This window comes from Raoultibacter timonensis (assembly GCF_022845715.1).
Classification (GTDB): Bacteria; Actinomycetota; Coriobacteriia; order Coriobacteriales; family Eggerthellaceae; genus Raoultibacter; species Raoultibacter timonensis.
On sequence record NZ_AP025564.1, the window covers coordinates 2,197,084 to 2,220,266 of the forward strand.

A 23,183-nucleotide genomic window follows, 5' to 3' on the forward strand; every position below is an offset into this window, starting at 1 on the left:
CTTAGAAACCTCCCTTGCGAGTCACGATCTCGCTGGGCGAGCAGTCGTTCTCCTTCGTGACCGGATATATCTTGCAAATCTGGTTGGCGTACGGAGCACCGTACAGCGTAGGCCCGGTAACGCCCTGAACCGTCAGGTTGTTGATGTTCGAATCGAATACGCCGAACAGGTTGGGCTCTGCGCCGTCCGTCTCGGGGAACCACCAGCCGTGCTCGGAGCGCACGGTGTCGGGCTTGAGCGACGCGTTGAAGCGCACGCGCTGCTTGCACTTGCCGCGCATGTTCTCAACCCAGATCCAGTCGCCCTCGCACACGCCGATCTTGGCGGCGGTGTCGGGATGCAGGTCGGTCAGCGGATCGGGATGCGACTCGCGCAGACGTGCGACCTGGCGCTCCTCCGAGTGGAAGTACTCCCACGTACGGGCGCCGGTAGTCAGAACGTACGGGTACTCGGCGAACAGCTCTGGCGTGGAGATCGGGCTCTCCGGCGGCTCCTCGTAGTACGGCAGCGGATCGAATCCCCATGCGTCGAACAGGGTGTTGAACAGCTCGCACTTGCCGGTGTTCGTGTTGAAGCCGGGCTGTCCGTCGTCGCGCAGCCATCCGAGCTCGTGCTTGCGGTACGCCCAGTCGTCCGGCCAATCGATGACCTTCTCGGTCAGGTCGAGGAACGTCTGGTCGGTCTTGTGCGGCCAACCGGCATGGAAGCGGTTGCCGGACTGGATCCACCACGTCATGAGCTCGACGTCGGTCTCCCACGGGAACAGCCGGGGATTGAGCCTCTTGCCGAGCTCGAGGATGATCTGCTCGTCGGACTTGGCCTCGTAGTAGTCGGCGACCTTGACGATGGAGCGCAGCGGCCACCACCACACGCGGGCGGAGTTGCGCTCGCAACTCATGCCGCAGGGCAGCACGATGTCGGCGCAGGCAACGGCCGTCGGGGTCATGAACACGTCGACGACGACGTTGTAATCCACCGAGCGCATGGCGCGGTACACGCGGGGAGCGTCGGAAGCCATGTTGGCGATCGGGTTGGTGGACTGGATGAACAGCATGCGGATCGGATAGGGCTCGCCGGTCTCGATGGCCTGGAGCACGGTATCGCCGTTCGCCGTCGGGTCGAATCCGAGCGCGTGGAGCGGCGAGGTGTCGACGCCGAGCATCTTGCCGAGCATCTCATCGGAGAGGTTCCACATGCCGCAACCGTACGAGTCGGGAATGTCGTAGGCGCAGCGCGGGATCATCATGCCTCCGGGAACGTCGATGTCGCCGCAGATGGCACCCAGGGAAAGCAACGCCTGGGCCAACGGGATGCCGCAGACGGTCTGGTCGACCTTGAGGCCCCACTGGATGGTGGAGGGATTGCCGCTCGCATAGGCGCGGGCAGCGGCGCGGATGGCTTCGGCGTCGACTCCGGCGATCTCAGCCGCCTTCTCGGGCGGGTATTCCCTGCAGCGCTCGGCCAGCTCGTCGAAACCGTAGCACCAGTTCTCGACGAAGTCGTGATCGTAGAGATCCTCTTCGATGACGACGCCCAGCATGGAGATGACGACTGCGGCATCGGTGCCGGGGCGAACCTGCAGCCAGTGCTCGGCCTTCGAAGCGAGCCAGGTGCACGAGGGATCGAGCACGATCAGCTTCGTGCCGCCTTCCTTCATGACGTCGACGATCCAGTGGCCGAAGAATCCGTCGCCGTTGGAGATGAGAGCGTTGTTGCCGCAAATCAACATGTAATCGGGGAACACGTACTCGGGGTCGGCGAAGCGCTTCTCAAGGTGCTGCGAGCAGTCGGCTACGAAGAAGTCGCCCATGAAGCAGTGGCCGATGGTGGTACGGGGCAGGTAGCAGGCATCGCCCGAGAGGAAGCCGAGAACGAAGTTCGGGCTGCCGAACGCGGCGTAGCTCAGATACGGGGTCTGCCAGCAGATGTTACGGCCGGTGCCCTGCATGGAAACGATGCTCTCCGGGCCGTACTCGTCCCAGATCGCGCGAACGTGCTCGGCGATGTCGTCGTACGCTTCGTCCCACGTGATGCGCTCCCACTGGTTGTCGCCGCGCTCGCCTACGCGACGCAGGGGGTACTTCAGGCGGTCGGGATGGTAGAACGTCTCGACGACGTCGAGGCAGCGCATGCAAAGACGGCCCTGGTTGTAGGGCGAAAGCGGGTCGCCTTCGATCTTCTCGACCTTGCCGTCTTTGGTGTAATACAGAACGGAACAACCGTTATGGCAGCCGGGGGCGGTCCACATGTTCGTACGCGTGACCGTGTACTCGCCTTCCTGCCACTGCCAATCGGTTTTGTAGACGTCTTTGTTGACGCCTTCGAGTTCATTGGTAAGCATAGCTTGCTATCCCTCTCTCTCAAATTCTCCTCGTCTGGCCGATCTACACTTCCCCGTCTTTCAGCGTCGGACGCCGAGGCTTCGTCCAATCGCGTCCAGAGGCGTCTTGGGCTTTCTGCTCCCAAGCCTCTTTGTTCTTGTTCGGATCAGCCATGTGCTTGGCTTTCCTGTCCTGCTGGAAATCCTTGTCCAAGTCCTTTCTTTCATCTGCCATACCAAAGTCCTCCTTCCGAAAAACCTGCGCCATGTTCTATGGCATACAATGAAGTTCAAAGCTCGTTCGACTTCGACTCAGCCGTTCGGGCCTTTCGCTATAGGTAGTTGCATGCACCGTGCCAACTTCAAGGAACATGGTGGTAAATTTACTGTTCTACCTGATAGATTGATTAATTTTTCTTTTTTGCGAATTTGCCTCCAGCGGTTGGGAACCGTTGGCGCAGTCTTTCTCGCACCGCTTCTCGGTTCGGCTCTTCTCGATATGCGAATGACTCGCATATTGAGAACGCTCGGTAAAGCGCAGGCGCTTCAGGATGCGAAACGCTTCCCGGCGGATACAATACGCCGCATCGGAAAGGCAAAGCGGGCACCCGTGCTCGGATGCCCGCCATACCCTCGGGATTCGGCGCATGCGACGTCTGGAAGCGCTGTCGCCGTAAACGATTTCGCTAAAGCGCCGAAGGAACCGTTCGCTCGGCCCCTTCGTGCTCGGACGCGCCGTCGGCGCTGTAGAGCTTCGTGAACAGCAGGACCACCGCGCCGAGTACGCAAGAGGCGCAGATGGCGATGGCGCCCGCATGCCAACCGGCAGCCTCGACGATGGCTCCGATGATCGGGGGGCCCAGCAGCACGCCCACGTTGAACCCGATCGACACGACGCCGAGCGCCACGCCCGCAAGCTCCGGCTTCTTGACCGTCTGGGCCGCCATCGTCCACAGAACGCACGGAAAGCCCGCATCGACGAAACCGTAGACGATCACGAAGCCGATAAGGAAGCTCGGGTTGTCCATGAACATGCCGAACACCGAAGCCGCGCCGTAGGCGATGAGCATCACGACGCCGAACAGCTTGCGGTTCTTCACGCGGTTGAGCAGCGCGCCGATGATCACGGCGGCCACCACGCCGAAGATGGAGAAGTAACCGACCCACATGTTCGCCTCGCCCTCCCCCCAGCTGAACGTCTGCGCCCAGCAGGTGGCGATCCAGTTGACGAATCCGAAGCAACCGATGCAGAACAGCATGGTAGCGAGCGATAGAATCCAAGCCGACGGCGATTTTATGCCCTCGGCAATGGATACATCGTCGCTCTCGACGTCCGCGTAGCTGTCTTCGGGCCGCGGACTCTTCACGCACAGGATATAGAATACAAGAGCGACAACGCACGCAGCGAGCCCGAACCACCAGACGCCCTGCCAGCCGAAGCTCGACGTGAGCATTGCGCCCAAGAAGAACATGACCGCCTGCGCGCCCATCTGATACGCTGCCCAGATGCTCATGGGCAGGCCCCGCTTGGCCTCGGGAAACCACATCGCGATAAGCGACGGGCCGATGACCGACATCAGGCCGACGCCCATTCCCTCGATCACGCGGCTCGCCATGAGGATCGCGACGCTGCCGCCGGAGAGCACGCCGATAAGGGAGCCGACAACGGCGCACGCTAAGGCGATGATGCCGCCCTTCTTCGGACCCACCTTGTTGAGAATGACTGCCGTGGGGATGGCGATCACGATGCCCACAAGCGAAAAAAGCGAACTCAACCAGCCGGCCGTAGCCATATCGATGCTAAAGGCATCCATCAAGGTGGTCATGCTGGGTGCTACTTTGTTCTGCACGAGCGCCAACGACACTCCGGCAAAGATGGTCGCAAACGCGACGATCCAGGCCCGTTTCGTTTTCATAAATCCCAATCCTTCCGATTGCATTGACGATTCAGGGCTATCGCTAGCCGTTGCCCTGCCCGACGCGAGCGTCCGCCTTGCTCGAATCGTGGTCGTACGTTTTAACGAAAATGAACAGCACTGCGCCGATGACGGACGCTACAGCCAGCGGTACCGTAGCGGTCGCCCATCCGTAGTACTCGATAAAATACCCGGTCACCGGGGGTCCGAGCAGCGTTCCGATATTCAATCCAACGTTCAGGATGCCGATGGCGGTACCCGAGTACTCAGGCTTCTTGGCCGTCGAGGGGCACAGCGTCCAGTACACGGTCGGGATGGAGCCCTCGAGGAACGGATAGACGAGTATGAACGGAATCAGCAGGCCGGGTTCGTTGAGCCTGAAGCAGATGAACAGGATGAACGTGTACAGTGCAAACCCCACCGTGCCGACGAAGCGGCGGTGGTTGAGCTTGATGTGGTTCAAGAACCAGCCGATCAGGATGACGACCGGAATCTCGATGGCGTACATGATCGATACCCACCAGTTGGATTGGTTCATGTCCCCGTTGAAGAACGTCTGCGCCCAGTACAGCGAGATGTAGGTGGCGAACCCGAAGCAGCAGAACGTGAAGATGGTGCCGGCCAACGTGAGGATCCAGGTCGAAGACGACTTGAATCCGTCGCCGAACCTGAACTCCTCCTCGTCTTCGCCCTCGGCGTAGTTCGGCGTGCCCGCGGGCGGCGCGTCGACCTTCCACATGTACAGGATTAAAACGACGACGCAGAACGCCACGCAGAACCACCAGACGCCCTGCCAGCCGAACGCGGTGGTCAGGCCTCCCGCAATGAAGAACAGCAACGTCTGCGAGCACATCATCCACGAGCCCCACAGGCCCATGGGCAGACCGCGCTTCTCCGCCGGGAACCACATCGAGATCACGGCGGGCCCGACGACGGCTATCATGCCGACGCCCACGCCTTCGAGAACGCGCGTCGCCATGAGCACGGTGAGATCGGTAGCAAAAGCCCCGATGATACCGCCGATGGCGGCGCATGCGAGCGAAATGGCGCCGATTTTCTTCGGGCCCAGCTTGCGCATGAGCATCGATGCGGGAATGGCTGTGACCATACCCATGATAGTGAAAACGGACGTGAGCCAACCTGCGTCCGTTTCGCCGATGTTGAAGTACAGCATGATAACGTCGAGGCACGGTGGAGTCTTGTTTTGAACGTTGGCAAGTGCAAAGCCGCCGAAGAACGCGATGATCACAACGACCCATGCGGCCGCCGTCTTCTGTTTTTTAGTCAATCCGATTCCTCCTTATTCCGGCAATACCCGTCTATGCATGAAACCGGTTCCTAAAACGCTCTCGCTTAGAACGGATGCAGGGATAACAGCTTCGCGATTCCCCCGAGAAGCTGCGCGCCCGTTCGTGCGGCTGGTCCCTTCCAGCCAAGCCAAAGACGCCTCGTATGTATCGATGCAAGAACCATGCCACTTTCCCGCTTCACGAATAGGGCAGGTCAGGAAGGATTCCTTCGAAACGGATGAAAGCAGTCCGTCACAATATGAGAATGTATGAGAATGATTGAGACGCGGGGATCAGTCCGCGCTCAGGCAAAGCGGATCATGCGAAAATCCGCTCGGCGCCTTTGGGCGAAGAGCGGCCGCTTCGCTCGCAAGCAAGATCTAGCAGCGCCGACGGGCGGCGCGGGCGGGAATGCCCAGTTCGTCTCGGTACTTGTTGACCGTTCTGCGAGAAACGGAAACGCCTTCACGCGCAAGCAGGTCGGATACCGCTTGATCGCTGAGCGGCGCCGAAGCGTCCTCGTTCGCAATGAGCTCGCTTATGCGGTGTTTGACGCTCACCGACGACACCACGCGATCGGCCGCCCGATAGGCCGATGAGTGAAAGAAAAACCTCAGCTCGAATACGCCGCGGGGGGTTTGCATGTAGTTGCCGCGGACGATGCGACTCACCGTTGACTCGGACACGTCGGAAGCGTTGGCTACCTGGGCCATAGTGAGGGGCCTCAGGCAATCGTAACCCCTCACAAAGAACTCGATCTGCATCTGCACGATGCAGCATGCGATCTTATACAGCGTAGCATGCCTGAAGTTGATGCCGTCGATAAGGCTTTCGGCTTCTTTGAGCTTCTCGGTAAGATACGCCTTCGCTTCGCTTTCCTTCGCAGTCGAGGCCAACGTGCGGTATGTGGGGTTGATTTTCATATGGGGAAGGTAAAAATCCTGAAGGCTCACCGTATATTCACCGTCCGCGTCCAGCTCCACGACCACTTCGGGCCAAATGGGGCGCGACGGCTGGCCGAACTGCGCGGCGGGACGCGGGTTGCACGTCCGAATCACATCGAGCGCCTCGTTCAGCTCCGCAAGCGTGACTCCCATGTCCCGGGCGATCGAAGCGGGGGTTCGCGTTTCGAAATCAGCGAGATAGTTTTTTATCAAACGCTCGAGCATCGGAGTCAAATCGCCGCTCTTCCTCAGCTGCAGCTCGAGGCATTCGGCAAGATTTCGTGCGGCCACCCCGGTCGGCTCGAACTGCTGGACAAGGGACAACACCCGTCCGACCTCCCCCTCGGAGATTCCCAAGGCGGCTGCCACCTGATCAACGGACATGCAAAGATAGCCGTTCGAATCGAGGTTGCCGATAAGGTACTTGCCGACAACCATCGTCCTCGTACAATCGGACTGAATGCGCAGCTGATCGCTCAAGAACGCATCGAGCGAATCCGTCTCTGTCAGGTAGCGGTCGATCGAGAAGGATCGCTGCGACATGTCGCTTCGCTCTCTGTCGAAACTCTCCGGACTGCCGTGCCCCCGCTTTTCGAAGAGCGCATCGGCGCTCACGTCCTGCATATAGCGCTCGGGGATGGCCGGATGACGCGGTTCGACCCAATCGTCCTCGTCGAGAAACGGGTTTTCCTCAACGCACTGCCGCACGTACTCGCTCAACTCTGCCGCCGACATGCGCAGGATGGATATGCCCTGCTTGAGCTCGGTGGTGAGATGCAGATGCTGATTGAGGGATAGATCCGGTCTTTGGTCGAACTTCATGCGGCTACCTCGTTTGTCGGATAGAAACTCGCCACGCAGGCCATCGTGCGGCAATCTGGCGCGCAGCGCCTATAGTACCACGACAAAGCGACGCGGCGTCAAAGCCAAACATCCGAAGAAACCCGCATGCTGCCGTATAGAAGGGCCCGATGCGATACAATAGCGCTGAACAGCAAGCGCCGAGAGCGCATCGCCACCGCACAGTAGGAGCACACGACATGAGCAGCGCATCGAACGACCCCGGGCGGGAAGCCCGCAGCCCCATCCCCTACCTTTCGCTCGATCCCGATATTGCCGATGCGATACGCAGCGATCGGGCGAACGGTGTCGGCAACCCCTATCGATTCGACGACGAGCACGTCGTTCGCCGTCAGGCAAACGAGCACGACGAAGCGACGCTCACCCGTCCCGCTTTCGGACGCGATATCGAGAAGATCATCAACGTTCCCGCCTACAACCGCTATGCGGACAAAACGCAGGTGTTCTCGTTCATACAGAACGACGACATCTCGAGGCGCGGCCTGCACGTGCAGCTCGTGAGCCGCATCGCCCGCAACATCGGCGGAATACTCGGTCTCAACATCGATCTCATCGAAGCGATCGCCCTCGGCCACGATGTGGGACACACCCCGTTCGGCCACGCCGGCGAGAAGTTCCTCGGCAAGCTCTACCACGCCAACACCGGCCGCTTCTTCAACCATAACGTCCACTCGGTACGCGTGCTCGACAAGCTCTTCAGGCGCAACATCAGCCTGCAAACGCTCGACGGCGTGCTCTGCCACAACGGAGAGTTCGCCCAGCAAGTGCTTTCCATGAGCGACCTTCCCGATTTCGATACGTTCGACGCCATCGTGGAACGCTGCTACACCGACGAAACGACGATCAAGACCCTGCGGCCCTCGACGCTCGAAGGATGCGTGGTGCGCGTGAGCGATATGATCGCCTACCTCGGCAAAGACCGCCAAGACGCCATCGACATGGGCGTGCTCGGTTCGCTTTCGAGCTTCGACTCCCAGGTGATCGGCCGAGGGAACGCCCAGATCATCAACAACCTCACCGTCGATATCGTGAACAACAGCTACGGCAAGGACCGCATCGCCATGAGCAAGGCCGTATTCGACGACCTCAAGCGCGCAAAGACGCAGAACTACGAGCAGATCTACTTCAACGAAGGCGTGATCTCGGGTTACGGCAACATCGTCGAAGAGATGTTCGCCGAGATGTACGGAAAGCTGCGCGCCCAGCTCGTCGCGCGCGACGAGGGCTCGCCGATATTCCGCCACCACATAGCGAACCTCGTCACGAAATCGCGAACGGTCCGCGCCGACGAGTACCTTGCCGAGAATCCCGATCAGATCGTCGTCGACTACATGGCCTCGATGACCGACAGCTACTTCACGACCCTCTACGAGTTCCTCTTCCCGAAAAGCGACAAGCACATCATCACGCAGGATTATTGCGCCGACCTGCGAGGCTGAGCACCCCGAGCGCACAGCCTCAAACCGATGAAACCGCCAAGCGAACAGGACCACCATGAAGATTCTCATAGCTTCCGACATACACGGCTCCGCCCGTTTCTGCAGCACGCTCGCCGACCGCATCGACGAGGAAGCGCCCGATCGCATCCTCCTCTTGGGGGATCTGCTCTACCATGGGCCGCGCAACGCCCTGCCCGACGGATACGATCCGAAAACCGTCGCCCGCATCCTCAACGATCTCAAAGACCGTATCGTTGCCGTGCGCGGCAATTGTGAAGCCGAGGTCGATCAAATGGTGCTCGAATTCCCCTGCATGGCCGACCACACCGAGCTCGTCGACGATCGGGGCAGGATGCTGTTCGCCACCCATGGCCACCTCTGGAACCCCGAAAACCTTCCCTACCTCGCCTTCGGCAGTGCGTTTCTTTACGGGCACACGCACAAAAAGCAGCTCGAGCGTGAAAACGCTGCCGGCATCCTGCTCGTGAATCCCGGCAGCGTCTCGATCCCGAAGGACGGAAGCCGCAGTTTCGCCCTGTTCGAAGACGGGGTCTTCTCGCTCAAGGCTCTTTCGGGCGAACCGATCGCCGAAGCCGCGCTTTAGCCCTGCGATCCGCCCCGCGATCTGGGGTCGCCTGTCCGCCGCAACCGTTAGATGAACCAGAAAAAAGCCGCCTTCCTTGGTGGTAGCATGGGCGCTTGCACAAACACCCACCATTGCAAGGAGGACAAAGCATGGAATCATCTTCCATCAAAAAGTACGCCGCGGAAGCTTTCGGCACCTGCGTGCTCACCCTGTTCGGCTGCGGAAGCGCAGCGGTAGCGGGATCGGTGCTCGGCACGCTCGGTATCGCGCTCGCGTTCGGCCTGTCGATCGTCGCCATGGCGTTCGTAATCGGGGGGACGTCGGGCTGCCACATCAACCCCGCCGTCTCATTCGGCCTGTTCCTCGACAAGCGCTTGTCGGGCAAAGATCTGATCGGGTACTGGGTCGCGCAGTTCGTCGGCGGTATCGTCGGCGCGGCGCTCCTCTACTTCATCATCGCGAACTGCGCGAGCCTCGGCGGCGTGGCCGCAACGGGCCTCGGATGCGACGGCTACGAAGCCGCGTCTTCGGTGGGCATAAGCCTGATCGGCGCATTGGTCGTCGAGGTTATCCTCACCTGCATCTTCGTTCTTTCGGTGCTCGGATCGACCGCGAACGAGAAGACGGCCCCCTACGCGGGCATCATCATCGGCCTCACGCTCGCCTTCGTCCACATCATGGGCATTCCGCTGACGGGAACTTCGGTGAACCCCGCACGCAGCTTCGGCCCCGCGCTGCTCATGGCCCCGATCGATCCGACCGCGATCTCCCAGGTATGGGTGTTCGTTGTCGCGCCGCTCGTCGGAGCAGCTCTTGCCGCCGTTATCTGGAAGGCTTTCAAAACCGCGAAGTAATCCGCTTCGCACGAATCCCCAAAGCCCCCGCGTCATCGCCTGGCGATCGAATCGGGGGCTTTTCGAATCGGGGGCTTTCCCTTGCCGCGCACCCGATGTCCGCCAACCGCCTTCGTGCGAGGCCTTTCGGCGTCTATTATCGGAATCGTTATCCGCGACCTGCGACGATGCGGCCGAATAATGCTATGGTGCCCCGAGATTCATCGCACGAAGGCGGTTGGCGGACATCGCGGATCCGAAACGAAGGGCGGCGAGGTCAAAGCACCCCGTCAGCTGACCCGTCCGCTTTCCACCGAGTACGTCGCATCGGCGAACATGCAGGTCGATGCTCGATGGCTCACGAGCACGATGGTCTTGTCGGCCTTGCTCGCCTCGAGCGCCGAAAGCACCGACGCTTCGTTGAGGCTGTCGAGGTTCGAGGTGGGTTCGTCGAGAAGCACGAACGGGGCATCGTAGAGGAACACGCGCGCAAGCCCGATGCGCTGGCGCTCGCCCCCCGACAGCGTATCGCCGAGCTCGCCAACCGGCGTGTCAAAGCCCTGCGGCAGCCGTTCGATCAGGTCGAGGATCGCCGCTTTTCGGCAGGCCTCGTCGAGTTCCGCATCGCTCGCTTGGGGTTTCACCAGCGCGATGTTCTCACGCACGGTTCCTGCGAACAGATGGGTTTCCTGGGTCATGTAGCTCTCGTTTTCACGCAGGCTCTCGGTGTTGACGCTGCGTACGTCGATACCGGAAAGCGCGATGGATCCGCTCGTCACATCCCAGAACCGCATGAGCAGCTTAAGGAAGGTCGACTTGCCCGACCCGCTGCGTCCCGCGATGTTCACGACGGTACCCGGTCGAATTTCCAGGCTCACATCGTCGAGGATAGGTTCGCTTCCGTACGAGAAGCCGACGCCGTTCGCCCGAGCGCCCGAGAAGGCGATGTCGGCGCCGTCGGCCACATCCTCGACTTCCGGGTTTTCATCGAGCACGTCGAGCACGCGCGCGCCCGAAGCAAACGTCTGCTGCAGCGTCGAGCCGAGGTTGGCAACCGCAATCACCGGGCCGAACGAGGACATGAAGGCCATCGAGCAGATAAGCGCGCCCGGGAATCCGACCTCCCCCGCCGCATACAGACCGAAGGCTAGCGCAACCATGAGGACATCGAAGGCGAGCACAAGGGCGCCCGTGAGCGCCATGAAGCGGCCCGTCCTGCGCTTGAGCACGGCCTCGACCGTCGCAAGCCCGTCGGTGCGCTCTTCGAGCTCGACCGAGCGCTTCTTTTCGCGCCCGTACTGGAGCGTCTCGCGCAATCCGCGCAGGCTGTCGAGCACGAACGTGTTCATATCGCCCACCTGATCGCGGAACGCCCGCCCGCCTTTGCCCGCCATACGCGAAGCAACAAGGGGTACGGCAAGCCCGATCACCAGGTAAGCGCCCAGAGCCAACAAAGCGAGCGGCAGCGAGAACGTTCCGATGAACACGGTCATGATCAGCGATACGATGATCGCAATGGCGATAGGCGATATGGTATGAGCGTAAAATACCTCGAGCAGTTCGATATCGGAGGTCAAAAGCGATATGAGGTTGCCTTTGTCGCGACCCTCGAGCTTCGCCGGCGCAAGGCGGCGCAAGGCGCCGAACACCTTATCGCGAATGAGCGCGAGAAGCTTGAACGCAATGAAATGGTTGCAGAGCTGCTCGCCGTAGCGCAGGGGCCCGCGCACGATGCCGCATACCGCAACGAGCACGCACGCTGCGGTAAAGCCGATGCCGGCAGGCATCCCCGCTGCGTCGACGATGCCGTAAGCACCGAACGTGGTGAGGAAGATCGCCGCCAGAAAGCCCGCTACGCCAAGCACGATGGCGAGGACCATGTACGGCAGCAAGGGGCCGACGAGCGCAATGAGCCGAAGCATGATGGAGAGGTTCGAACGCCTCTTCTCCGGCGCCGTCGATATCCCCCCCGCATCGGTCGGCCCGTCTGCGCCTTGCCCGCCGACCCGCGACGCGTCGGCCGCGTCCATCGGCACCGCCGTCGAGGGCGCTGCTTCGGCATGCTCGCGGGCGGCGTACGCCTCGAGTTTTGCCTGCTGGTTCCACAGCTGCGCATACACCGAATCGTTCGCGAGAAGCTCGTCATGGGTTCCCGCTTCGGCAATGCGCCCGTCCGCCATCGCGTAGATGCGATCGGCGCCCTTGATGGCCGTAAGGCGGTGCGAGATCATGATGACGGTCTTCGTGCGCGCAAGCTCGCCGATCGTCTCGATGAGCGCCGCTTCGCTCTCCGCATCGATGTTCGAGGTGGCCTCGTCGAAAACGTAGATGTCGGCGTCGTGCAGCAGAGCGCGCGCCATGGCGAGACGCTGGCGCTGGCCGCCCGAAAGATTCGCCGCCTGTTCCGCAAGCGGCATGCCGAGACCGCCCGCCGCGCGAACGAAATCGCCGAGACGACAGCGGTCGAGCGCGTGCCAAAGCTCATCGTCAGAGGCGGTCGGCTTACCCATGAGCAGGTTCGACTTCACGCTCCCCTTGAACAGGTAGCTCGAAAAGGACACGGTCACGAGCGATCTCATGAGCGATTCGCGGGAAATCTCCAACGCATCGGTCCCGCCGATCGTAACCGAACCGGCGTAGGCGGCGTTTCGGCCCGAGAGGATGCCGGCAAGCGTCGACTTGCCCGAGCCGCTCTCCCCCACGATTGCCGTGAAACGGTTTTGCCCCGCATCGAAGTCGACGTCACGGAGCACGGTGCGCACGCCGTCGTACGAGTACGTGAGACCGCGGCACTCGATCGAGCAGTTGGCGGGATCGATGCGCTCGCTCCCGCGCTCGGGTTCAGGCGCGTCGATGAGATCGAACATCTTTTCAGCCGCCGCAATGCCGTTCATGGCGGTATGGAAAAACGAGCCCAACGTGCGCATGGGGATGAAGAACTCAGCGGACAGGAACACGATGACGAACGCCGCCGCCAGCGACGCCGCTTGCCCCGCAAACTGGAACAGCACGACGATGATGCCCACCGCCGCGCCGCCGTATGCAAGCAGGTCCATGACGTTGATCGAGTTGAGCTGCATCGAGAGCAGCTTCATGGTGGCCTGCCTGAAGCCTTCGGCCTCTTCGTTCATGCGCTTATGGCGCGCACCGTCGGCACGGTATATCTTCAGCGTCGTAAGACCCTGCAGGTTCTCGAGAAACGTTCCCCCGAGATCGGCGTATTTGCCCCAATAGGAGCGCACGACCCGCTTGGCGATCCGCTGTATGGCCATGATGGAAACGGGGATGAGCGGCACGCACACGAACAGCACGATAGCGGCGGGAAGGCTCCACGGCGCCAAAAAGCAGAACAGCGTAATGGGCGCGACGATCGCATAGAACAGCTGCGGCAGATACGAACCGAAGTACACCTCGAGCTGTTCGGCGCCCTCGACGCTCATCTGCACGGCTTCGCTCGTCGGCACCTTCTCGGCATAGGCCGGACCGAGCCGCGTGAGCTTATCGTACACCGCCTGGCGCATCGTCTTCTTGGCGATGGAGGCGGCTTTGCAGCTCATCGACTGGGCCGCCGTCGTGCAGATTGCGCGGACGGCGATGGCGGCCGCGGCAACGAGAAGCACGGTGCCGAGGGTAACGCCTCCCGGTGTCGCAGCAAGCGTGTCGTAGATGAAAAGCCCGATAGTCACCATCATCGCGATGTTGGCGATAAGGGACACCCATTGGAACACAACGTTAGCCAGAATATAGCGCATGGCCGTCGGCACCATGGCCAAAAGCCGTTTATTGAACATCGAACCTCGCCTTTGCAGTCGCATCTAAGTAGTTATCCTAGACTAACACAATACGGTTAGATTTGGTCAACTTTTCGCCGAGAGACTGCCGAGTACGCCGACGAGAGACCGACGGGATAGACGCCGAGGGATCGCGGCGAGACAGTGCGCTGAAAGCCGGGCGGCCGTTAGCCCGCCTTGTCGGTTTTTACGATGAAACCGAAGTAGACGATGTGTCCGATCCATACGGCGGCGAGCACCACACGCCCGATCGGCACGTTCGCCATAAGGGCGAACCCGATGGCAAGCAGAATCGTCACCGGTACGAGTATGGCGAGCTTCGCCTTCACCGTCATGGAGCGCTTCGTGGCGTAGCCTTCGAGAACCCGCTTGTAGAGCTTGGTCGATCTGAACCAACTATTGAGTCTGTCGGAGCTGCGGGCAAAAAAGAACGCGGCAGCGAGCAGAAACGGCGTGGTCGGAATGACTGGAAGCACTGCTCCGACGACCCCGAGCCCGAAACACGCGAAGCCGCCCGCCGCCCAAAGCGCCTTGGCATAGCCCTTGCGCTCCTTGGCTTTGGCAGCGTGAGGCGATTGCGCCGCATCTGTCGGGACGGTTTCGACCGCCACGCCCTCGACCGCATCGCCGACCAGCTCGAATTTTTTCATGCGTGCACCCGCCTCCTTGCAGTTCCGTCTCGGCCTCGCATTTTAGTTTGCTTAAGTTAACTTATAGGGACATGGTACCCAAAGATCGATAAAATGTAAACCATATCTAATTTTTGGGTGACAGAACCCTATGCCCCGTTGCAACGCATCCCGCCGCAACGGGACGCGCAATCGATGCAGGGCTATCGCGCGCAACCGCCCGCACCCAAGCCGCTGGGCGGGCTTGCACCTACGTTTTCGGCACGTCGCGAACCCGCCCTTGCCTTATCTCAAGCGATATGCCGAACCGTTGCGCGCGCTCAACGCAACGGTTGTCGCATTATGGAGAAGCGACGAAGTCTGCGGCTGCAGGAGGCCCCCGATGCCCGCTGCCAGCAAAACGCTGTTCACAACCATAACGCCCCCATACGAACCGTTCATGCGAGACATGAGCGCGCTGCCGAGCTTGCGAAGCTCTACGAGCGCCTCGAGCGATCCGCCTGAAAGCGTCACATCGGCCACTTCTTTGGCGATGGCAGTTCCCTGCCCCATCGCTATTCCGACATCGGCCGCAGAGAGAGCGGGCGAATCGTTCACGCCGTCGCCCACCATGACCACGCAACTTCCCTCGGCACGCAGGGCCTCCACAAACGCATGCTTGTCTGCCGGCAGCATGTTGGCGTGAAATTCGACGACGCCCGCGTCCTCGGCGATGCGCGCCGCAGTCCGCTCGTTGTCGCCGGTCAACATCACGACACGGTTGAACCCGAGCCGGCGAAGCTCGTCGATCGATTCCGCCACACCCGCCTTCAGCGGGTCCTCGATGCCGAGCACGCCGATCAACTCGCCGTCAACCGCAAGGTAGAGCGGCGAGAGACCTTCTGTTTCGCAGGCGATCTTCTGTTTCTGCTCGTCGCTTATGGGAACACCCTCGTCTTCCACGACGAAATGCTCCGATCCGATCACGACGCGCTTTCCCTCGAGCGACGAGGCGATACCGTGCGCGACGATGTATTCGACGGCAGCATGGCGCTCGCGGTGCTTGAGGTTCTTTTCCGCCGCAGCGCGCACGACCGCACGAGCGACGGGATGAGGAAAGTGCTCTTCGAGGCAGGCGGCGAAACGCAAGACCTCGCGGCGGTTCCATCCGTCGAGCGCAAGCACGCAGGCGACCTTCGGCAACGCCTCGGTAAGCGTACCCGTTTTATCGAACACGATCGTATCGGCTGCAGCCATGGTTTCGAAATGCTTCGACCCCTTTACCGTTATGCCCGCCTTCGCGCTTTGGCTCATCGCCGAAAGCACGGCGATCGAACCGGTCAGCTTAAGCGCACACGAGTAATCAACCATAAGGGCGGCCGATGTCTTAAGCAGGCTGCGCGTCGCAAGCGCGACGACTCCCGCAAGCAGGAAATTCCACGGCACGATGCTATCGGCAAGCGCCTCCATACGCGATTGGCTCCCCGATTTGCATGCCTCCGATTGCTCCACGAGCGAAACGATCGAGCGCAGCTTCGTGTCGCCCGTATTCGCTTTCACCCGCACGAAGATCTCGCCATCCTCGACAGCGGTGCCCGCAAACACGTCGTCGCCAACCGTACGCTCGACGGCGAGCGGCTCACCGGTCAGCGTGGCCTGGTTCACCATGGCGACGCCTCTCTCGACAACGCCGTCGATGCCGATGGACATACCCGTTCTCACCACCACGAGATCTCCCTCGCACAGCGAGCTCGACGAAACCGCCGCCTCTTGCCCGCCCTTGACGAGCTGGGCGGTTTCGGGCATATCGAGGAGCGTGTAGATGAGCTCGCTTTCGGAGCGCGCTCGCGTGTACTCCTCGAGCGTTTCGCCGAGGTCGAGCAGGAACATCGTCTGGCCCGCTGTCCGGGGATCGCGCTTGATAAACGACATGCCGATGGCCGCCGCGTCGAGAACGGGAACGTCGAGCCGCGATCTTCCGAGCGAACGAATCGCCGCACGGAGGAATGTGCGGTAGCGCCATAGGGTGACAACCGCCGCAATCGGCTTGGGAAGAAACCACCGGCGCGCAAAATAAGATCCGACAAGCGCTGCGATGTCCATGAGAAGCGAATGGGTTCGCGGAACAAGAGCCAGGGCGCAATCGTCGCGCGCATGCTCGATCTCGGCCGCGTCGAGCGACGAAAGCCTCTCGAGAACCCGAGCACGGCCGCCCACCCCCGCATACTCGATAGCTACAGACCCGGCACGGGGGTATACCACAACCTTTTTAGCCGCGTCGCATCGGCAGAGCGTTCTTGTCAAAGGGTCGATATCCCGATCAGGGATGCTGCCAGGCAACCGGACCCGTATGCGACCCGGTATTTCGTGCTCTATCGCGTAATGCATGCGTTACTTCTTCGCGGAAGATTTAGCCTGTGCCTTCGCCTTGCCGTCCTCGGCAGCCACCTGCGTTTCCGCAGCGTCGTCACCCGACGCCACGCTGATGTACTGCGCTTCGGCTACGATGTCGTCGACTTGGGCTTTCGCTTGCTCGACAATGTTCTCGTAGCAGTTTTTGGCTTGAATCCCCTTCGCAACGCCCTGCACATAGGCTTTTTTCGCCGTACTGCTTGTAAGGGCTTTCACGCCCACGGTTCCCAGAAGGAAACCTGCACCCACCAGCAAACCGCCCTTCGTTTTCGTTTTCATGAAACCGCCTTCCAGTCTTCCTGAACGTTTCTCCTTTAATGCAAATAAGTTGCATTAACCTAACTTTATATACGATAATACGGTCAGAATAATTAGTCAACGGTGGTTAACTTCACATTTTCCGCCAGAAAGAGAGGTGCCCATCCATGAAGCAGCATCGTTTTTGGGCTTGGGCGGGCGTGGTATGCGCCGCCATGACGCTCTATACGGGGTATAAGAGAAAATAGACCTCGCAGCAGCCGCCACCGCAGAGCGCAAGCAAGTCGGGACGCTTTGCGCGCCCAGACGGGTGCCGCGCCCTCGCACGGCACCCGAGCCGCACCCCGCAACAGCTGCAGCGCTCGGCCCTACCCTGCCGCCGCTACCGTGCGGCCGGCGAGCTTCCACCCGATGGTGCGCTCGCGCATGCTCACGAAGTCGGCGTAGATGCCCGTCTCGCCCATGAGCTCGTCGTGCGTGCCGCGCTGCACGATGCGTCCCCGATCGAGTACGATGATCTGGTCGGCATTGCGCACGGTCTTCAGGCGATGGGCGATCATGATGACGGTCTTCTCCCGCGTGAGCTCGGCGACCGCCCGCTGCAGATCGCGTTCGTTTTCAGGATCGACGTTGGCCGTCGCCTCGTCGAGGATGATGATCGGCGCATCCTTGAGGATGGCGCGCGCAATCGAGATGCGCTGGCGCTCGCCGCCCGAAAGCGCCGCACCGCCCTCTCCGATGCGCGTTTCGTAGCCGGCAGGCAAGCTCTCGATGAACTCGGTGCAGCACGCGCGCTTCGCCGCATCGACCACCTCGGCATGGGTCGCGCTCGGCCGTCCGAACTTGATGTTGTTCTCGATCGTGTCGTCGAACAAATACACTCCCTGAAACACCATCGAGAAGTTCGCGAGCAGAGCGTCCACCTCGAAATCGCGGATGTCGGTGCCGCCGAGCGTGATCCTGCCCGCATCCACGTCCCAGAACCGAGCCATGAGCTGCGTGAGCGTAGTCTTGCCCGACCCGGAGGGGCCGACGATCGCGCACGTGGTCTTCTCGGGAATGGACAGCGATACGCGGTCGACGACCGCACGCTCGCCGTAGCCGAACGACGCATCTTCCACGACGAGGTCGAAGTTTTCGGGGCTAGCAGCACACGCTCCCCCGTCCATCACGGGCGTCGTTATCATCGCGTTCACCTTGTCCATGCTGATGTCGATCATGCGCAGCAAACTTGCGAATACGCCCGACATCTCGATCTTACCGTACACCATGAACGAGGCGACGATCATAACGAGGCAAACGCCCGCCTCCATCGTGCCCGCAATCCAGCACCATATCGCAACGAGGCACATCGCCACGCTCGAGGCCTTGGTGAGCAGCGTCTGCGCGATCGCGTATTTGATGAACTTGAGTTCGAGACGGACGTTCATGCGCTCGCACTCGTCGATGGCACCTTTGAGTTTCTGCTCCGCGTCGCCGACGAGCGAGAACGCGCGCACCACCCCGATGCCCTGCACGTACTCGAGCACGGCGCCGACGATGGCGCTCTGTGCTGCGACGCGACGCCCGGTCACCTTCTTGGACGCACGCTGCATGAGCGCGTTGATGCCGAGGAACAGCGCGCTCGTCGCCACGACGATGAGCCCGATGCGCCAATCGAAGAACAGCAGCATGATAGCCATAATCGAGGAGAACACGAAACCGGAGATCACGTTGGTGTACACCATGCCGCCCGCGTTCTGCACGTCGTCGAGCGTATTGGTCATGGTGCCCGAAATGCTCCCGAGGCTGTTTTCGTTGAAGTAACCCATCGGCAGGTACCGCATGCGGTCGCCGATCTGCGTGCGCTTCTCGCCGGTCATCGAGAAGTTCCCCTTGCAGAAGTTCTCGCTCTTGAAGTGCGCCGTGACGAAGCAGCCGAGGATGCTCGCGAGCATGATGGCGAGCGAGGTCAACAGGGTCGTTTGGGTAACGGCGCCCCTCGCAAGGGCAAAGAGCACGACGGCGAACGCCATCATCTGCCAGGCCTCGAAGAACGAGTTGAGCACCGAGAACGCCATGCCCCGCTTGAGGTATTTCGCATAGCTGCCGCCGAAGGCGAAGTATTTTTTGAACGTTGAGAACAACTTAACCTCCTTACGCAGCGTCTTTGGCATCGATGTGGGCTTCGTACATGTGCGCGTAGAGCGGACACGTCGCCAGCAGTTCGCCGTGGGTCCCCTGCGCCTCGATGCGGCCGTCCGCCACCACGACGATCGAATCGGCGTCGGTGATGGTCGAAAGGCGATGGGCGATCACGATGAGCGTCTTGCCGGCGACGAGCTTGCCGACCGCCGCCTCGATGACCGCCTCGTTCTCGGGGTCGGTGTAGGCCGTCGCCTCGTCGAGGATCACGATCGGCGCGCTTTTGAGCATGGCGCGTGCGATGGCGATGCGCTGGCGCTCGCCTCCCGAGAGATGTCCGCCCGAGCCGCCGACCACGGTTTCGAAACCGTGCTCGAGGCTCTCTATGAACTCGTAGCACCCGCTTTGCTTCGCCACCTCGATAACCTCGCTGTCAGAGGCGCCGGGTTTGCCCATGCGAATGTTTTCCATAACCGTATCGTCGAACAGGTAGTTGTCTTGCTCGACGAACGAGACGAGATCCATAAGCTGGCTGGGCGGCATATCGTTGACCGAGACGCCGCCGATGCGCACCGCGCCCGAACTCGCGTCCCAGAAACCCGCGATGAGCCGCGCGAGCGTCGACTTGCCCGAGCCGGACGGCCCCACGAACGCCGTCACCGAATTCGGCTCGATTGTCAGATCGATACCGTGGACGACCTCCTCGCGGCCGTAGGAGAAACGCACGTTCTCAAGTTCGATGCGCGTGCCGTCCGTTGCAGCGGGCGAGGTTGCGCGGCGTTGCTCGGGCACATCGAGGATACCCGTGATCTGCTCGACGACGGTCCCGATCTGGGCGAGCGAATCGATGAAGCTCATCGCGGCGTAAAGGGGCGGGAAGATGCCGAGCGAGAGCACGGCGACCATGACGAACGTAGCAGGATCAAGCGTGCCTTCCATGACGAAGAAGCACCCCGCCGGCAGTACGGTGACGAGCGTCGCCGGCCAGATGGCAAGGCCGCCGTCCTGGAATATCTGGCAGTGGTGCATCCAATCGATGAACGAGCGGGCGTATCGTGTGACCGCATTCGAGAACTTTTCGTACGAGCTTGCCGACTGGCCGAACGCCTTGATCACCTCGATGCCGCCCACGTACTCGACCGATGCCGCGCTCATCTCCTCACCGGCCTGGACGGTCTTCTCGTACCACGACGCGTAGTCGCGCATCATGCCCATGTAGCAGATGAACCCGATGGGCAGTGTGACGAGGGCAATAAGCGCCATGCGCCAATCGAGCGTGAACATGAACACGATCACGGCGATGGGCACGAGCAGGTTCGAGGTCATCTCGGGCACAACGTGCGCGAGGGTGGTCTCGATGCTGTCCACCTTTTCTACCATGATGTTCTTGAGCTTACCCGACGGCGTATCGAGCACGTATCCCATCGGCACGCGCGTGAGCTTGTCCGCCAGGCGGCGACGCACCTTCGAGATGGTGGCGAACGTGGCCTTGTGGGATAGGGTCGTCGAAGCGTTGTGGCAGATGATGTAGATGAGGTAGCCCGCCGCAGCGATCCCGCACCATCCGAGGTAGAACGCGAAATCGCGCGTTTGGGCGAGCACACCTGCGATCATCTGACCCACCGCGAAGTACGGCACGATACTCCCCGCCACCCCGATAACGGCGAGCAGCACGGAGGCAACGTACCACGACCTTTTCTCACCCGACCACGAGAGCAGCAAGGCAACCGGGTTTGCGGGCCGCCCCCTTCCCTCTTCCACAGCAGTTTCGGGCACATCCCCCGCTTCGGGCTCGGCAGCCGCTACGGGTGCACCTGTCCTTTCAGGCGTACCCGCCGCTTCAGATCTGGCAACTGTCCCGGTTGCGCCTACCGGTTCAAGACTCACTCCCTCTTCGGTCGCACCCGCCACGTCGGCCGAGACCGTGTTTCCAACATCCATACGCTCGTCCTTTCACGCGTATTGAAAGTTATCTATGGCTTACATGGGAAGTATAACACTGTTATGTTAGACAGTGATAACTTTTTCTTCCGTACCCGCATCCGATGCGCTTGCGTACCTGCATCCAACGCGCCCCATGAGTCCAGCCCTGCGCCTAACAGCGAAGAAGTCCGAGAACAACAGAAAGCAAAAGCTTTTCGTCGCCGCTCCGTGCTTCTCCTTCGATCGATTTCTTTGGCTCTTCGCTGATCCGGAAATGAGGAAACGGCAAGCCGATACCGCGTATTTTTCGCCGATTCTTCTACATGGATGCCCGCTGCGACGAAAACTTCCGTTTTCCGCCTCGAGCCTAAGGTCCGACGCCGAGCCGAAGGCAGGCTCTCGGGCAGTAAAAGGCGTCTCTGCGTGCAGAAATGTTCGGTTTGGACGCACGGACGGCGATGATCGGTGTCCTGTCCAACTGCAGGCTACCGCTCACCAGGGATAACGCAGCTGAAGATGCGCAAGAGGCCTCGAGATGATGTTCGAACTTACAGAAATCCGCGCTTTACCTCTCCCAAACCGAACATTTCTGTCGCCGGGACACGTTTTTGGCACCCAAGACATGCCACGCTGAATTTTCGCATGAAAACGGCCTCGGCGGTTGATAACCGCCGTCTTGGAAAACCCTATGACTTGAAGACGGCCAAAGGGTTTTCCGTTGCCCGCGCAAATGCTGCGGGATCCGGCGAGATCGAACGTTGCGCCGCTTTGCGCTCGAAACGCCGTGCCACCGAAAGGAAGATCCGCTCAAACAAGCTGTCCTTTCGCCATGGCGCATCGGCACATCTCATTTCGGTAAGGCATTTCAATTGCTTAAAACGCCATCTCGATACAAGAAACTGCCGTTGTGCGCTCATCGAAGGTTCGCCCAGAACCAAAAAAGGCCAGCGCATTAAGCGCCATCTGCGAAAACGAAAACGCGCTATACGCGCAATCAACCGGTAATGGAGAGTGTCGACCGTTCGAGGCCGTCCCAGAACGCAAAACCGCAATTTCTTGCACCGAACCCCCGCTTCGCCTGCGCGGTCGCACCTAGCAGGCGCGTCAGTGCCCCGTCAAGCGCCCGCATCGCTCCGCCCCTGGAACACGCGCCCTACTGCGCGTCTTTCGAATCCTCGCTTTGCTGCGGCTCCATGAGCGCGACGTAGCCCGCATGGAAGAACCGCTCGTAGTCGGCGATGAAACCATGCGCCTCCCCGCGCGGCATGCCGGCGAGCAGCGGCTCGAAGTAGCCGCGGAAGAACATGCTCGACAGGATGCGGGCCGTCGCAGGAGACATCGCGGCCAGCTCGACGCCCCGCTCGCGCATCTCGCGCGTGTAGCGGTGGGTGCTCTCCTCCTCGACGTCGACGAAGCGCTCCATGTAGGTCTCCCACGACGTACCGGCCGACTTGGCGAAGATCAGCAGGAACTCCCCGCGATGGTCGTACACGAAATCGAGCATCTCGTGCACGAGCCCCCTCTCGAAGTCCTGCATGCCCTCGAAAGTCTGATCTTCGAACGGCAGCGCGTAGAACCGTTCCTGGGAGGCGATGTAGCGCGCGAGGAGCTCGTCGCCGGCAGGCGCGACGATAGCGTCGAACAGCGCCTCTTTGCTGGGGAAATACCCGTATATGGCACCAGTCGTCACCTCGGCGGCAGCGGCGATCGTTCTGAGCGAGGCCCCGTTGAAGCCCTTGTCCATGAACTCCCGCACCGCACACGACATGACGCGCTCGCGCGCGCCCGCCCCGTTCCGCGCGTCGTCTCGTTGCATGGTCCTCCGATCCCCGGCTCGTATTCGCTGCAGTACCGCCATGATACCGCAATCGGAGCCGGG

Annotated in this window: 16 protein-coding genes; 4 read left to right on the forward strand and 12 right to left on the reverse strand. The window is 61.0% G+C overall.

Annotated elements, in window-relative coordinates:
- Window position 1: 1 nt before the first annotated feature.
- The 5 genes from MWL89_RS09025 to rpoN all read right to left on the reverse strand — a co-directional run bounded on the left by MWL89_RS09025 (window position 2) and on the right by rpoN (window position 7,291).
- Window positions 2-2,341, reverse strand: a complete 2,340-nt coding sequence (locus MWL89_RS09025) for a molybdopterin-dependent oxidoreductase (RefSeq protein WP_102377992.1) — start codon at window positions 2,339-2,341, stop codon at window positions 2-4.
- 43 nt (window positions 2,342-2,384) lie between these two features.
- Entirely contained in the window at window positions 2,385-2,555 is a 171-nt protein-coding gene (locus MWL89_RS09030) for a hypothetical protein (RefSeq protein WP_180995017.1), read from the reverse strand.
- Between the two features lie 451 nt (window positions 2,556-3,006).
- Complete coding sequence (locus MWL89_RS09035; protein WP_102377990.1) at window positions 3,007-4,236, reverse strand: MFS transporter; 1,230 nt, start codon at window positions 4,234-4,236, stop codon at window positions 3,007-3,009.
- A gap of 43 nt (window positions 4,237-4,279) precedes the next feature.
- A complete protein-coding gene (locus MWL89_RS09040) occupies window positions 4,280-5,524 on the reverse strand; it encodes an MFS transporter (protein ID WP_102377989.1) in 1,245 nt (414 codons plus the stop codon).
- Between the two features lie 381 nt (window positions 5,525-5,905).
- Window positions 5,906-7,291, reverse strand: a complete 1,386-nt coding sequence (gene rpoN / locus MWL89_RS09045; protein WP_244385784.1) for an RNA polymerase factor sigma-54 — start codon at window positions 7,289-7,291, stop codon at window positions 5,906-5,908.
- Between the two features lie 218 nt (window positions 7,292-7,509).
- Between rpoN and MWL89_RS09050 the strand changes: the two genes are divergently transcribed.
- From MWL89_RS09050 to MWL89_RS09060, 3 genes are all read left to right on the forward strand, one after another.
- Window positions 7,510-8,769, forward strand: coding sequence for a deoxyguanosinetriphosphate triphosphohydrolase family protein (locus MWL89_RS09050; RefSeq protein ID WP_102377987.1), 1,260 nt, complete (start codon window positions 7,510-7,512; stop codon window positions 8,767-8,769).
- A gap of 55 nt (window positions 8,770-8,824) precedes the next feature.
- Window positions 8,825-9,373 (forward strand): phosphodiesterase, encoded by a 549-nt coding sequence (gene yfcE, locus MWL89_RS09055; protein ID WP_244385785.1) that lies wholly within the window; start codon window positions 8,825-8,827, stop codon window positions 9,371-9,373.
- A 131-nt stretch (window positions 9,374-9,504) separates the two neighbouring features.
- The gene (locus MWL89_RS09060) at window positions 9,505-10,209 is read left to right on the forward strand and encodes an aquaporin (protein WP_102377985.1); all 705 of its coding nucleotides are present in this window, start codon (window positions 9,505-9,507) and stop codon (window positions 10,207-10,209) included.
- Window positions 10,210-10,478: 269 nt separating this feature from the next.
- Here MWL89_RS09060 and cydC read toward each other — a convergent pair whose 3' ends face one another.
- The 6 genes from cydC to MWL89_RS09090 form a co-directional block, all read right to left on the reverse strand.
- Complete coding sequence (gene cydC, locus MWL89_RS09065; protein WP_244385786.1) at window positions 10,479-13,979, reverse strand: thiol reductant ABC exporter subunit CydC; 3,501 nt, start codon at window positions 13,977-13,979, stop codon at window positions 10,479-10,481.
- 167 nt (window positions 13,980-14,146) lie between these two features.
- Complete coding sequence (locus tag MWL89_RS09070; RefSeq protein WP_244385787.1) at window positions 14,147-14,629, reverse strand: YbaN family protein; 483 nt, start codon at window positions 14,627-14,629, stop codon at window positions 14,147-14,149.
- Window positions 14,630-14,893: 264 nt separating this feature from the next.
- Entirely contained in the window at window positions 14,894-16,891 is a 1,998-nt protein-coding gene (locus MWL89_RS09075) for a heavy metal translocating P-type ATPase (protein WP_244385788.1), read from the reverse strand.
- Window positions 16,892-16,978: 87 nt separating this feature from the next.
- Window positions 16,979-17,278 (reverse strand): DUF6110 family protein, encoded by a 300-nt coding sequence (locus tag MWL89_RS09080; RefSeq protein WP_102377981.1) that lies wholly within the window; start codon window positions 17,276-17,278, stop codon window positions 16,979-16,981.
- Between the two features lie 347 nt (window positions 17,279-17,625).
- Window positions 17,626-19,383: an ABC transporter ATP-binding protein gene (locus MWL89_RS09085; protein WP_244385789.1), complete on the reverse strand. Its 1,758-nt coding sequence runs from the start codon at window positions 19,381-19,383 to the stop codon at window positions 17,626-17,628.
- Window positions 19,384-19,393: 10 nt separating this feature from the next.
- The gene (locus MWL89_RS09090; RefSeq protein WP_244385790.1) at window positions 19,394-21,322 is read right to left on the reverse strand and encodes an ABC transporter ATP-binding protein; all 1,929 of its coding nucleotides are present in this window, start codon (window positions 21,320-21,322) and stop codon (window positions 19,394-19,396) included.
- A gap of 498 nt (window positions 21,323-21,820) precedes the next feature.
- On the opposite strand from MWL89_RS09090, the gene MWL89_RS09095 reads away from it, so the two are divergent.
- Window positions 21,821-22,309 (forward strand): hypothetical protein, encoded by a 489-nt coding sequence (locus MWL89_RS09095; protein WP_244385791.1) that lies wholly within the window; start codon window positions 21,821-21,823, stop codon window positions 22,307-22,309.
- 148 nt (window positions 22,310-22,457) lie between these two features.
- On the opposite strand, the gene MWL89_RS09100 is transcribed toward MWL89_RS09095, so the two are convergent.
- Window positions 22,458-23,120: a TetR/AcrR family transcriptional regulator gene (locus MWL89_RS09100; RefSeq protein WP_244385792.1), complete on the reverse strand. Its 663-nt coding sequence runs from the start codon at window positions 23,118-23,120 to the stop codon at window positions 22,458-22,460.
- Window positions 23,121-23,183 lie beyond the last annotated feature (63 nt).